Origin of the sequence: Plectonema cf. radiosum LEGE 06105 (assembly GCF_015207665.1) — a bacterium.
In the GTDB taxonomy this organism is placed as follows: domain Bacteria; phylum Cyanobacteriota; class Cyanobacteriia; order Cyanobacteriales; family Nostocaceae; genus Rivularia; species Rivularia radiosa_A.
In genome coordinates this window covers 1-12,866 of the sequence record NZ_JADEWL010000069.1, presented here as the reverse complement: position 1 = coordinate 12,866, position 12,866 = coordinate 1, and the positions used below count along the sequence as shown (strand labels likewise).

Genomic DNA, 12,866 nt, shown 5'->3' with positions numbered 1-12,866 from the left:
AACGTCTCTACATTATTTATTTGTTTTTAGTTATGAATACTGCAATGCTGTCAACTTTCGGTAATCTGCTCAAACATTGGAGAAAACAGCGAAATTTCAGCCAACTCGATTTAGCTTTAGCTAGCGAAGTTTCTCAAAAACACATTAGTTTTCTCGAATCCGGTAGAGCGAATCCCAGTCAAGAAATGATATTACAACTCGCTACCGTACTAGATATTCCTTTACGGCAACAAAACATCATGCTCACAGCTGCGGGATTTGCACCGATTTATTCCGAAAGCGATTTATCTTCACCGGAATTTGAACCTATCCGCAAAGCTTTAGATTTTATCTTGCTTTCTCAAATCCATTCACCCGTTTTAGTCATGGATAGATATTGGAATTTGATTCAAACTAATGCAGTTTCGCAACAGTTAATCGACTGGTTGATTAATCCACAAGACTTAGAAAAACTTCTCGACATTGACGGTAAAATCAATTTGATGCGATTGATGTTCCATCCCCAAGGTTTAAAACCATTTGTCGCTAACTGGGAAGAAATTGCTAGTCATTTGATCAAAAGAGCTTATCGAGAAGCACTCACAAGCGGTAACAGTCAACAACCAATAAAACTTTATCAAGAATTACAAACTTATCCAGATGTTTCACAGTTGTGGAAACTTTCTAACTCACACACCTGGCAACTACCATTATTAACCGTAAACTTTCTCAAAGACGGATTAAATCTAAATTTCTTTTCCGCAATAGCTACTCTCGGTACACCCCACGACATCACATTACAGGAATTGCGAATTGAAACCTTATTCCCCGCAGATGAAATTACCCAAACCAATTTAACCAAGTTAAATTAATTAATTCTTAGTATGTTTAACTTGATAAAAAACTATTTATCAATAACTACTCACACAGAATTAATCACATACCAAGTTTTCTGTTAAGTGTTCCCTGTTAATAACGTCTAGGATGGTTTATCCCTTAACTACACATCTTTAACCTATCCTTCTCGTAAACCAAATACTCCGACACCCAAAACTTTTTAATATTCATCACAATTGCTACAGGTACAAAAACATCAAATTCTTTTCCCGATAAATGCTGTGGTGGTAGCAAACCAAACAATTCATTGTATACCGTCACCTCAGTCATAATCTCATCAAACTCAGCTTCCATTTCATCAACTAGAACACAATGTATTCCCCCATCATCTTCGTAATATTCCTCCTCATCAGGTTCCCAAATCCGGGGTACAAGTTCGTGTTCCAAATATTCCAGACGGTGAAATTCTTTGATGGGGATTATTGCTGCGATTTCTTCCCCAGCTTGTTGTAAAACGATACGCTTTCCCCCAAAAACAACTGTTTTGAGGGCTTCGAGCAAATTACCTCTTACTTCCTCAGTACTTGAACGGATAAAGCCTTCATTTTGATCGACGTAATCTTGTATCATCTTAAATGTAATGAAAATGTAATCTAATTGTTCCTAAAGTCTGAAAATTCGAGAAAATAATAAATTAAGGCTAACCTAAATTTTTCTAGAAGTTTTAGAATTTTATGGCTAATGCATTTTTGGAACACTTGAACAGTCCCAAACGACCTGTCTTAGTTTTTGACGGTGCAATGGGAACTAATTTACAGGTACAAAATCTCACCGCTGAGGACTTTGGTGGTGCTGAATACGAAGGTTGTAACGAATATCTCGTTCACACCAAACCAGAGGCTGTAGCGACGGTTCACCGTGATTTCTTGGCTGCTGGTGCGGATGTCATTGAAACTGATACTTTCGGTGGTACCTCAATTGTACTTGCCGAGTATGACCTTGCAGATCAAACTTATTACCTCAATAAAACCGCTGCGGAATTAGCTAAAAAAGTTGCTGGGGAATTTTCTACACCCGAAAAACCCCGGTTTGTCGCTGGTTCTATGGGTCCTGGTACAAAGCTACCAACTTTGGGACATATTGATTTCGACACCTTGAAAAACTCTTATTTTGAACAAGCAGAAGCATTGTTTGATGGTGGAGTTGATTTATTTTTGGTAGAAACCTGTCAGGATGTGTTGCAAATTAAAGCAGCGCTAAATGCAATTGAAGAAGTTTTTCAGAAGAAAGGGGAAAGACGACCTTTAATGGTTTCTGTGACAATGGAAACTATGGGTACCATGCTCGTGGGTACAGAAATTGCTGCGGTGGTGACAATTTTAGAACCTTATAATATCGATATTTTGGGGTTAAATTGCGCTACTGGCCCGGATTTGATGAAGCCACATATCAAATACTTGTCGGAGCATTCACCATTTATTGTTTCTTGTATTCCCAATGCGGGATTACCAGAAAACGTCGGCGGACAAGCGCATTATAAACTAACGCCGGTAGAATTAAAAATGCATTTGATGCATTTCATCGAAGACTTAGGTGTCCAAGCGATTGGGGGTTGCTGTGGGACACGTCCAGAACATATTCAAGCTTTAGCAGAAATTGCCCAGGATTTAACACCGAAAGTTAGGAATCCAAAAACTGAACCGGCTGCGGCTTCGATTTACGGTACTCAACCATATGACCAAGATAATTCTTTCTTGATTATCGGTGAACGGCTCAACGCTAGCGGTTCCAAAAAATGCCGTACCATGTTAAATGATGAAGATTGGGACGGATTAGTTTCACTAGCGCGATCGCAAGTTAAAGAAGGCGCACACGTTCTTGATGTTAACGTTGATTATGTAGGGCGTGACGGTGTGCGTGATATGCACGAGTTGGTCTCACGGTTAGTAAACAATATTACTTTGCCCTTGGTACTTGACTCCACCGAATGGGAAAAAATGGAGGCAGGTTTAAAAGTTGCTGGTGGTAAGTGTTTATTAAATTCCACTAACTACGAAGACGGTGAAGAACGGTTTTTGAAAGTGTTGGAATTAGCGAAAAAATATGGTGCTGGTGTGGTAATTGGTACAATTGATGAAGATGGAATGGCACGAACAGCCGATAAAAAATTTGAAATTGCTCAACGCGCTTATCGTCAAGCTGTAGAATACGGGATTCCCGCTCACGAAATTTTCTTCGATACTCTAGCACTACCAATTTCTACCGGCATTGAAGAAGATAGAGCCAACGGTAAAGCAACAATTGAATCAATCCGCCGGATTCGTCAAGAATTACCGGGATGTCATGTTGTATTAGGTGTTTCCAACATATCCTTCGGTTTAAATCCCGCAGCGCGGATAGTTTTAAACTCAATGTTCCTGCACGAAGCGACACAAGTGGGAATGGATGCAGCCATTGTGAGCGCGAGTAAGATTTTACCGCTTTCTCAAATTGAACAGGAACACCAAAAAGTTTGCCGTGACTTAATCTACGATAACCGTAAATTTGACGGCGATATCTGCGTTTACGACCCCTTGGGTGAACTAACCACCATGTTTGAAGGGGTTAGCGCTAAGCGCGATAAAGGTGTTGATGTTAGTTTACCAATTGAAGAACGCCTCAAACAGCACGTAATCGACGGAGAAAGAATTGGTTTAGAAGACGCACTCAAAGAAGCAATGCAGAAATATCCACCTTTGGATATCGTCAATATTTACTTATTAGATGGCATGAAAGTAGTCGGTGAATTGTTTGGTTCAGGACAAATGCAGCTACCTTTCGTATTGCAATCAGCAGAAACCATGAAAGCAGCGGTGGCGTTTTTAGAACCGCACATGGAAAAATCGGAAGCAGGGCAAGATAATGCCAAAGGAACCTTTGTAATTGCTACCGTCAAAGGAGACGTTCACGACATTGGTAAAAACCTGGTAGATATTATCTTATCTAATAACGGCTATCGGGTAATTAATTTAGGCATTAAACAACCAGTAGAAAACATCATCAAAGCTTACGAAGAGCATAAACCCGATTGTATTGCCATGAGTGGGTTATTAGTAAAATCCACGGCATTTATGAAAGATAACCTGGAAACTTTTAACGAAAAAGGAATTACCGTTCCCGTGATTTTAGGTGGTGCGGCTTTAACTCCTAAATTCGTTTACGAAGACTGCCAAAATACCTATCAAGGTAAAGTCATTTACGGTAAAGATGCATTTTCCGATTTGAATTTCATGGATAAATTAATGCCAGCTAAATCTGGTAATAATTGGGATGATTTTAAAGGTTTTTTAGGTGAATTTGCATTACTAAACTATCAAAATGAACACAAATCTGTAGAAAAAGAAAAATCTCCTGGAGAAAATACAGCAGAGCAACCAAAGATTATCGATACTAAACGTTCCGAAGCAGTCGAAATAGACACCGAACGTCCCACCCCACCATTCTGGGGAACCAAACTATTACAACCAGAAGATATTCCCCTCGAAGAACTATTTTGGTACTTGGATTTACAAGCTTTAATTGCCGGACAATGGCAATTTAGAAAACCAAAAAACCAATCAAAAGCAGAATATCAGGCTTTCTTAGCAGAGAAAGTATATCCAAATCTAGAAACTTGGAAAAAACGGGTAGTAGAAGAAAACTTGTTGCATCCTCAAGTAATTTACGGTTATTTTCCTTGTCAATCAGAAGGAAATACACTGCATATCTACAACACTGAAAATCATTCCCAAAAAGTTACAGAATTTGAATTTCCCCGTCAAAAATCCATGCGTCGTTTGTGTATTGCAGACTTCTTTGCACCCAAAGACACAGGAATCATTGATGTTTTCCCCATGCAAGCGGTGACAATGGGTGAAATTGCCACGGAATTCGCGCAAAAGCTATTCTCCAATAATGAATACACCGATTACCTGTATTTTCACGGTATAGCCGTCCAAATGGCAGAAGCTCTAGCTGAGTGGACACACGCCCGAATCCGTCGTGAATTGGGCTTTGCAGCAGAAGATCCAGATAACATTCGTGATATGTTAGCGCAAAGATATCGTGGGAGCCGGTATAGCTTTGGATACCCAGCTTGCCCGAATATTCCCGATCAGTACAAGCAATTGGACTTGTTGAAAACTGACAGAATTAACTTGTTTATGGACGAAAGCGAGCAGATTTATCCCGAGCAAAGTACAACAGCGATAATTACATATCATCCCGTAGCTAAATATTTTAGTGCTTAACTTAAACTCCCCTCTCCTTGTTAAGGAGAGGGGTTGGGGGTGAGGTTTCAAGCAATGTAGTGAGGAGAGAGTAGGGGTAAGTAAGCTCCCCTCTCTTTTGAAAAACAAAGGTGAAGTAATCTCCCCTCTCCTTAATAAGGAGAGGGGTTGGGGGTGAGGTTTCGAGCGATGTTGCAAGGAGAGCAGAATCGTTAGGGGGTGAGGTAATTTAACGGATGCCAAAACCGAATTAGTGTAATTAGGCTGATATTAATTAAAAACACATTAATATCAACCTAATTATCAAAATGACTCAACTTTATAACAAAAAATCCGAAAAAGAAAAACGGCGTAAATTACGTCAAAACATAGTAAAAGCAGAAAAAATAATTTGGGACAAAATAAGAAATAGACAAATAGAAGATTGTAAATTTCGCAGACAATATAGTGTAGATAAATTTGTGATTGATTTTTACAGTCCTAAATTAAAGCTAGCCATAGAAATTGATGGTGAAAGTCATTTTATGGAAGGTGCTGTTGAATACGATCGAGAAAGACAAAGTTATATTAAATCATTCGGAATTAAATTTATTAGATTTACGAATAATGATGTATACGACAATTTAGATGGTGTTTTAGAAAGTATTGCCTTGAAGGTGAGAGAGTTAAGAGGTTAAGATTATTTGTTAGAATTCACAGGGAAAACCTCACCCCTAACCCCTCTCCTTATTAAGGAGAGGGGGAAAAGAATAATATGGCAAATCTAGAGCATTTTCGGCAATCAATTCAAACGATTTTAACTAAACACGGTAGTTCAAAACCGAAGCATGAAGATGTAGAAAAAGAATTAATTTTCGATACAATACACGACCATTATCAGTTGATGTATGTAGGTTGGAATGGTTTGAAGCGGGTTTATCATAGCATGATGCATTTTGATATTAAAGATGGTAAAATCTGGATTCAGCAGAATATGACGGATGTTGATTTAGCGCAAGAACTCTTAGATTTAGGAGTTGAAAAAGAAGATATTGTGCTGGGATTGCAGCCACCTTATAAGCATCCTTATACGGGATATGGTGTAGCTTAGATTTAAAAATATTAAAACTTAAATTAGTAATTGAAACCGTAGCTACAAAAGTAAAATGATTGATTATATGTAGTCCACGCACCATACGGTTCAAAGTTTGTGTAGTACGGTTTCAAGCACTAAAATCATATTTTTATCTTCAATTTTCCAATGCTTTGAAGAGGAAAAATTATATAAAAAATCTCAGCAAAACTTTGATTTAACTTGATAAGTCATAGATTGAGTATCAATATTAACTACTACCTTTCCTCCCTTATTTTTATTGACTTGTCGCCAAACTTCATAACCTACCAGAATTGCTTTCTCCCACTCACCCAGCGAACATTGAGACACTTCTAAATTAATGGTCATATTTTTTATAGTTTTTAGCAGTTCGTAATCTATCTCAGTAACTCCTTCTAAGAAGTCGTGATTTTCTGCATAGCTGAATACAAGTGCTGAGATACCTTCCTCAATCACCCCAGCGCGACCACCGTCTTCAACCTCGTCAATTAGGGAATCGCTTCTTCTTTTGCGTTTAAGAAGTTTACGAATTACTGGTGACCAACCTAAAACAGCTAGGTAGGAAAGATGGAAAACATCATGATAACGATACCCATCACCTTTGTAAGAATTATCGGTTAGCTCCGAACCAAATTCAACTCTTTGTCCATCGATAAGTGCTTCCAATTTCACAGAATTTTTTTCGCTGACTTCAATAATCTCAACTTCAAACTGACGTGGTAAACGCTCGTTTTCAGGAAAGTTTTTGTCGAAGAAGCAAACTTTAGTTTGAGTGCCATTCCCTAATGAATTTTTCCAACTCCAACGGTCGAGACACTTTTTCAAATTATCTTCGGCAATTTCTTGCAAATCAAGGTCAAACTTGCTGGCGACATTGGCTACATACCAAAGCAAATCTCCTAATTCTTCTGCAATACCTTTATTAAATAATTTGTACGAGTCTCCATCCCGGAGGTGTTTCTTATACTCCGTTAGCAGGGAACCAGCTTCACCTACTAAACCAAGTAAAGGTACAATTTTATCGTTTTGGGTTCCACTAGGAACTTGGTCGGTTTGCAGGGCTTTTTCTTGATAATTACGAAAGTCCATTATCCACTCCTTTGATTTGAATTCTTGTTTAATAAAGATTTATTTGCTTGAATAAATTGGTTAATTTCCCACTTTGGGGGATACCAACAATCAAACGACTGTTTATTGGCTGAGTATTTCTGTTTAATACGAGTTCGACCAGAAATTCCCGAGATTTCTGGATGATTAACTCGTGCGTATTTATCAACCTCGCAAAAGAGATTTTGACAGTCAATAAGTTTTAGAGGACGACCCCAAAGAGATTTAAATTCAAGTCCTAAACGCTCGAATTCAAACTGTTGGTTATCAGCCATATACTTAATAATTTCTGTTTCCTTAAGACCACCCAAATCAGCAAAACATTTGCGGATACCATCAAGCGCACCAGGACCTGGAATTACAAATTCCATTTCGTTAAAGTTGGTAATCTCGCTATAATTAATATCGGTAATAAACTGGTATGCCAAAAAATTCCCAATAGTTGGATAAGCTAGCAATAACTCGAAACCTTGCTGCATTGAAGGTGTATCTGCAAGTTGTTTTGGCAGTTCATCACACATCATTTTTTCAATTAACTTCAAATGATTGCGGTGCTTCGTGGTGTATCCCAGAGTTTTACCACCTGAAGGCATAATGTATGCTGCTGAATATATTCTTTTACCCGATTCCATAGCTTCTGTAAGAACCTTGTCATAGCGTTCAAAAGAATATTCAGCATGAATAATATTACCCAGCTTTTCTTCTAGAAGCTGCCAAGTTTCAATTTTGTTAAAAATCTTGAACAGCATAATTCTAAAGAAAACCTCTTTATTAGAACTTGGTAAATCCGAGCGGTAGATAACCCGACGAATCAAATATTGGCTAGTGCGATCGCTCGCTCGATAAGCATTGGTAAATTTGTAAACTGAGAGAGTAGAGTCATCAGTCCAAGGCATCGGTGTATTTTGTAACTTGTTGAAAAAAATCTTTTGTCGTTCAGCAGCAAACCGCCAGTAAGTATCAAAAACAACCGTAGGCTTAGCGGGTAGACGTGATGAAATTATCGTAGGTGTAGAAGTAAACTTAGGCTTTTCCCCATATTTACCAAGTTCTAAACTAAGCTGTAAATTCTGTCCGTCTTTTTCTTTAACAGGTTTCTGAGGTTTAATTGCCATATTGCAAACCGATGAGCATCTACTCTATATAAGATGAATGCTCACAAGCTTAACTGTCATGGTAATTGATCGCAATTGTTTTTACCTGTAAGATGATTTTTTTTAACCAACGGAATACTTGACCTTATCAATTCATTTCTGACGGTGTTGTTTGACGAACCTTTTCTACCAAAGTTTGAAGTTTATATTTAGCTGTTTCCATCTTTGCTACACCGACAAAACAGTTCATTCGCTCAAATTTCAGTCCCATCTCACTAGCCATAAAATGACCTAACCGACAAAGACCAAGGTAATTACCGTATCCTTTTTCCAATATCTTTTGAGTTGCGTAGAAAGCATTAAGAATCAAGGTTCCATCTTTTTTGTTTGGCACAAAACTTATATGTCCTAAACAAGGAAAGGGAAGGTATATACAGTCGCCTTTATGGTCTCGCTTTGGATCAAAAATAGATGCTTGAAACATACTTCTTCTCACTCTAGAGCGCTTACTAGTATGCGAATTGTAAACAGAATTATACTCAGAAATAATATGTTCAAGTTGATTACCATTGTGAGGTCCTGAACCGAAAGCAATAAGTCTTTCAAAATACTCACAAGGGTGCTTAGGCTTAACCGCAGCTTTGATGTTATCAATGTTATCAATGTAGTTGTTAAAAAACTCTTGTCGATTATCCTTTGACAGTTGCCAGTAAGAGGTAGGAAAGATTGTTTGAGCTACTTTATCTACTTCTAATTCACCGAGTTGCTTAAGACATTGATCTAAGGCTGTGATCGTAGCTGCATCTTGATTTGGAAGACCATTATTAAACCCAGTTAACGTGATAACTAACGGTGAAATTTCTGTACAACGATTGTTGAAAAAATGTAAAAATACATCACGCCAAGCGTAAGATAAGTTCGTGTCTTCAATCAAAAGAGACGCATTACTACTCATTTTTGTACTCCAAAATATGTCTATCATTTACTTAGATAGACGCGAACTTGATATTTATTTAAAAATCACAAAATATTTCTACAGCATAAGAATAGCTGTAGCTGCTATTAATAAAGCTTGCTGCTATCAATTATTAGTACAAAGCTTTATTAACGATTCTACTAACTAGATTACAAATATAGTTGAAAAGTTCCCTTCACTAATCATTAATTTCATCAAAGAATATGTTGAGATTTATATATACTTACATAGGCTAAATAGCTTAATCGTTATAAATTTTGATGAAAAAAATATTTTGTTAATTGTTGTGATTTAATACAGATATAGCAGTGATTCCAATCACACAATTTTACTTAATTAATGTTTGCTATAAATTTAATTTATTTATCTCACCTTCAATGACCATCCACAAGCCAAAAAACCTATTAACAATCAAATTTCTCAAAAGAATGATCACATCCCTAATTTTCATCTACCTATCCTTCGCTATCTATATCTATTTCCAAGCAGACAGCATGATTTTCCTTCCCCCACCTTCTACCTATCAAGATACTAATGAAATAATCAAACTAAACAGCGAAGATGGAACTAAGCTTTCTGCAATTCACCTATTAAATCCTAAAGCTAAATACACAGTCCTTTATGCTCACGGAAACGCATCAGATTTAGGTACAATTAGACCTAAATTAGAACAATTAAAAACTATTGGTTTCAGCGTCTTTGCTTACGATTATCGCGGTTATGGAACTAGTGAAGGAAAACCTTCAGAAAAGAATGCTTATAAAGATATTGATACAGCGTACAATTATTTAACGCAAAAATTAAACATACCACCCCAACAAATCATAGTATTTGGACGTTCCGTTGGTGGAGGTTCAGCAATAGATTTAGCCGCTCGAAAACCAGTTGCTGGTTTAATTACCGAAAGTACTTTTATTTCTGCATTTAGAGTTAAAGTTCCTTTTCCACTTCTACCCTTTGATCGATTTCCCAATTTAGAAAAAATCAAAAGAGTAAAATGTCCGGTATTAATAATGCATGGGAAAGTTGACGATATTGTTCCTTTTTATCACAGCGAAACATTATTTGAGCAAGCACCTCCACCAAAACTTTCTTTATGGATAGAAGAAGCAAATCATAATGATTTTACCTATGTAGCAGGAGAAAGATATGTAAAAATTTTAAAAGAGTTTATGGAGTTAGTGGATCAACACATAAATACACAACTTTAACTTAAAAATTCCAAACAATAAATATATCAAAAATTGCCTAATAATAATTCATAAAATTTATTACCAATTAGCCAATTTTGATTGATCGCAATGCACAATTCTTAACGAAAGCATTCTTACTCTTATTCTTCTTTCCATGCTCAGTCTGGAAACTAGGAACCTTTTCAAATCTCTTAATTGTTCCTTGTTTACAAAAATGTAATATTAAACGATAGTATATACTCCTTTTAAATTAACTTTTATGAAATATACTAATTACAATTGGATTGATAAAACTTGTAAACATTGTTTTTTATTGATTCGTAGTTTAAATAACAAAGAGGAGAATTATTAATGAAAAAAATGTCCAAACTCTGATTTTTTGTTTTAAAATTGGTCTGTGTAATAGTTGATTCTTAAACTTTATCAACTAATAATTCAATATATTAAGTTTCTTATAACAGTTGTGTCATGTTGTAAGTGAATACCGGACATTACTGTTTAAATTGTGTATCCTGAAAAAACTAATGAAATTTTTAATCAACGCAGGTCTAATGACTCCTAAAATCATGCGTCAACTTTGGTCAGTAGTCGAACAAACTCAAGCCATGACATTATTGCAAATGGATGATGCAAGCTTGGTTAATTTGTTGGTAAAACAAACAAAAAACCAAGCATCGCTAGATTGTCACGAAGCCGATTTTCTTTGCGATTACATTCAGTCCCGACTTCCTCTGATTCGTGATATAGCTCATGAACGTCAATACAATTTACATTCAACGTTCAATTAATCAACAAATTCTCAAAATATCATCGCTTCTTGCTCAAAAGCAACCACATATAACTTTTGACAAACAGCCCATACTACATTTATCCAAAATAATTAGCGATCGCCTTGAGGTAGATATCCGGATACCAAACAATCAGAACCTACAATTCTCATCTCTACACGTTCCAAAGCGAGGGCTTGAGTCATTGTAGTAAAGCCCAAATCACCGACTGGTGTGGGAGCATTATTCCCACCGATAATTTTCGGAGCGATAAATGCTAGAACTTTTTGTACTGCTCTTGACGCGATCGCACTTGCAGCTAAGATTCCTCCACATTCCCATAGCACGCTACAAAAACCCTTGTCATATAAATAAGTCATGGCTTTATCGGGTGTGAGTGGTGATAATTCCACCACTTCTACACCTTGTTTTCGTAAAAATTCTTGTAAATCAGGGTTTGCTCCAGGTTCTGTTAATACAACAGTAGGGGCTTCCTGAATTTGCCATAGATGTGCTGTGGAAGGTAAATCAAGACTGCGGCTCATAACCACTCGTAAGGGATTGTGGGCTCCTAACAAACGAGAAGTAAGACGGGGATTATCTTGACGTACTGTATTTCCCCCAACCACCACAGCATCACATTGAGCCCTTAACTCTTTAACTGTATTGCGGGCATCTTGATTAGTTACCCAAACACTATGTCCTGTACTAGTAGCAATCTTACCATCCAAAGTCATAGCGTATTTCAAAATACCCAAAGGCTTTTTATAAAGAATACGATGAATAAACCCTTCATTTAACTTGCGACAAGCTTCTTCTTCTACTCCCGAAACTACTTCTATCCCAGCAGAGCGTAAACGGTCAATTCCACCTCCTGCAACCAATGGATTGGGGTCAACCATACCCACCACCACTTTTGCCACGCCTGCGGCTACCAAAGCCTCGGAACAAGGGGGAGTACGTCCGTAATGATTGCAAGGCTCTAAACTCACGTAAATCGTAGCTCCACGAGCATTATCCCCAGCAGCTTTGAGTGCAAAAACTTCAGCATGAGGTTCACCAGCTTTCGGATGAAAGCCTTCTCCAATAATTTCACCATCTTTAACAATTACCGCCCCTACCATTGGATTTGGTGAAGTCAGTCCCAAAGCGCGACGAGCCAGTTCCAAACAGCGCCGCATCATCGCCCGATCAAACTCACTTCCTACCGCTTTGACTGGGGATTGTAATTCAAATTTGTCTTCTTTTTCCTTGCGGATATTAGATATCAATTTATCTGCACTAGGATTGGCAGGAGAATTATTCATAATCAAACGGGAACTTGTGTGAATATTTTTGGATGAATATAGCCAATTTCCCATTTGAAGACGGGAAACCGTTTTTTTCAAGTTGGTAAGAAGAATGAATTGCATTGACTTCTTGCATCCATATTGCCAGAGCCAGCACAATATATTCCAATAAAATATTTCAATAAAATATTTCAATAAAAAAAAGAGGAAAGAATCAATCAGTCAAAGCTGTGATTCCTTCCTCCTTAGATAAGAGATGGGGAGATGGGGGGATGGGGGGATGG

Annotated in this window: 12 protein-coding genes; 7 read left to right on the top strand and 5 right to left on the bottom strand. The window is 37.3% G+C overall.

What is annotated here, in order from left to right; translation table 11 throughout:
• The first annotated feature begins 44 nt into the window (after positions 1-44).
• Complete coding sequence (locus IQ247_RS19020; protein ID WP_228059867.1) at positions 45-851, top strand: helix-turn-helix domain-containing protein; 807 nt, start codon at positions 45-47, stop codon at positions 849-851.
• Between the two features lie 124 nt (positions 852-975).
• Here IQ247_RS19020 and IQ247_RS19015 read toward each other — a convergent pair whose 3' ends face one another.
• Positions 976-1,446 (bottom strand): type II toxin-antitoxin system Phd/YefM family antitoxin, encoded by a 471-nt coding sequence (locus tag IQ247_RS19015; protein ID WP_193922668.1) that lies wholly within the window; start codon positions 1,444-1,446, stop codon positions 976-978.
• A gap of 104 nt (positions 1,447-1,550) precedes the next feature.
• Between IQ247_RS19015 and metH the strand changes: the two genes are divergently transcribed.
• The 3 genes from metH to IQ247_RS19000 all read left to right on the top strand — a co-directional run bounded on the left by metH (position 1,551) and on the right by IQ247_RS19000 (position 6,153).
• A complete protein-coding gene (gene metH / locus IQ247_RS19010) occupies positions 1,551-5,084 on the top strand; it encodes a methionine synthase (RefSeq protein WP_193922667.1) in 3,534 nt (1,177 codons plus the stop codon).
• Between the two features lie 287 nt (positions 5,085-5,371).
• On the top strand, positions 5,372-5,740 hold the full coding sequence (locus IQ247_RS19005; protein WP_193922666.1) for an endonuclease domain-containing protein: 369 nt from the start codon (positions 5,372-5,374) through the stop codon (positions 5,738-5,740).
• A 77-nt stretch (positions 5,741-5,817) separates the two neighbouring features.
• The gene (locus IQ247_RS19000; RefSeq protein WP_193922665.1) at positions 5,818-6,153 is read left to right on the top strand and encodes a XisI protein; all 336 of its coding nucleotides are present in this window, start codon (positions 5,818-5,820) and stop codon (positions 6,151-6,153) included.
• 183 nt (positions 6,154-6,336) lie between these two features.
• Here the strand turns inward: IQ247_RS19000 and IQ247_RS18995 are convergent, their stop codons facing one another.
• The 3 genes from IQ247_RS18995 to IQ247_RS18985 form a co-directional block, all read right to left on the bottom strand.
• Positions 6,337-7,245: a nucleoside triphosphate pyrophosphohydrolase family protein gene (locus IQ247_RS18995; protein ID WP_193922664.1), complete on the bottom strand. Its 909-nt coding sequence runs from the start codon at positions 7,243-7,245 to the stop codon at positions 6,337-6,339.
• Positions 7,245-8,378, bottom strand: a complete 1,134-nt coding sequence (locus IQ247_RS18990) for a nucleotide kinase domain-containing protein (RefSeq protein WP_193922663.1) — start codon at positions 8,376-8,378, stop codon at positions 7,245-7,247. Before IQ247_RS18990 ends, IQ247_RS18995 begins: the two co-directional genes overlap by 1 nt.
• Positions 8,379-8,505: 127 nt before the next feature.
• On the bottom strand, positions 8,506-9,312 hold the full coding sequence (locus IQ247_RS18985; protein WP_193922662.1) for a thymidylate synthase family protein: 807 nt from the start codon (positions 9,310-9,312) through the stop codon (positions 8,506-8,508).
• A 16-nt stretch (positions 9,313-9,328) separates the two neighbouring features.
• On the opposite strand from IQ247_RS18985, the gene IQ247_RS18980 reads away from it, so the two are divergent.
• From IQ247_RS18980 to IQ247_RS18970, 3 genes are all read left to right on the top strand, one after another.
• A complete protein-coding gene (locus IQ247_RS18980; RefSeq protein ID WP_193922661.1) occupies positions 9,329-9,481 on the top strand; it encodes a hypothetical protein in 153 nt (50 codons plus the stop codon).
• A 346-nt stretch (positions 9,482-9,827) separates the two neighbouring features.
• Positions 9,828-10,544, top strand: a complete 717-nt coding sequence (locus IQ247_RS18975) for an alpha/beta hydrolase (RefSeq protein ID WP_322745530.1) — start codon at positions 9,828-9,830, stop codon at positions 10,542-10,544.
• Between the two features lie 533 nt (positions 10,545-11,077).
• Positions 11,078-11,314, top strand: coding sequence for a hypothetical protein (locus IQ247_RS18970; protein ID WP_193922659.1), 237 nt, complete (start codon positions 11,078-11,080; stop codon positions 11,312-11,314).
• Positions 11,315-11,406: 92 nt separating this feature from the next.
• Here the strand turns inward: IQ247_RS18970 and ribD are convergent, their stop codons facing one another.
• On the bottom strand, positions 11,407-12,705 hold the full coding sequence (ribD, locus tag IQ247_RS18965) for a bifunctional diaminohydroxyphosphoribosylaminopyrimidine deaminase/5-amino-6-(5-phosphoribosylamino)uracil reductase RibD (RefSeq protein ID WP_375341238.1): 1,299 nt from the start codon (positions 12,703-12,705) through the stop codon (positions 11,407-11,409).
• Positions 12,706-12,866 lie beyond the last annotated feature (161 nt).

Excerpts from the sequence above, each read along its gene's own strand:
- IQ247_RS18985 (WP_193922662.1), bottom strand. The coding sequence starts at position 9,312 with ATGAGTAGTAATGCGTCTCTTTTGATTGAAGACACGAACTTATCTTAC.
- IQ247_RS19015 (WP_193922668.1), bottom strand. The coding sequence starts at position 1,446 with ATGATACAAGATTACGTCGATCAAAATGAAGGCTTTATCCGTTCAAGT.
- IQ247_RS18990 (WP_193922663.1), bottom strand. The coding sequence starts at position 8,378 with ATGGCAATTAAACCTCAGAAACCTGTTAAAGAAAAAGACGGACAGAAT.
- metH (WP_193922667.1), top strand. The coding sequence starts at position 1,551 with ATGGCTAATGCATTTTTGGAACACTTGAACAGTCCCAAACGACCTGTC.
- ribD (WP_375341238.1), bottom strand. The coding sequence starts at position 12,705 with ATGCAATTCATTCTTCTTACCAACTTGAAAAAAACGGTTTCCCGTCTT.
- IQ247_RS18995 (WP_193922664.1), bottom strand. The coding sequence starts at position 7,245 with ATGGACTTTCGTAATTATCAAGAAAAAGCCCTGCAAACCGACCAAGTT.
- IQ247_RS19005 (WP_193922666.1), top strand. The coding sequence starts at position 5,372 with ATGACTCAACTTTATAACAAAAAATCCGAAAAAGAAAAACGGCGTAAA.
- IQ247_RS18970 (WP_193922659.1), top strand. The coding sequence starts at position 11,078 with ATGACTCCTAAAATCATGCGTCAACTTTGGTCAGTAGTCGAACAAACT.
- IQ247_RS19000 (WP_193922665.1), top strand. The coding sequence starts at position 5,818 with ATGGCAAATCTAGAGCATTTTCGGCAATCAATTCAAACGATTTTAACT.
- IQ247_RS18975 (WP_322745530.1), top strand. The coding sequence starts at position 9,828 with ATGATTTTCCTTCCCCCACCTTCTACCTATCAAGATACTAATGAAATA.
- IQ247_RS18980 (WP_193922661.1), top strand. The coding sequence starts at position 9,329 with ATGTCTATCATTTACTTAGATAGACGCGAACTTGATATTTATTTAAAA.
- IQ247_RS19020 (WP_228059867.1), top strand. The coding sequence starts at position 45 with ATGCTGTCAACTTTCGGTAATCTGCTCAAACATTGGAGAAAACAGCGA.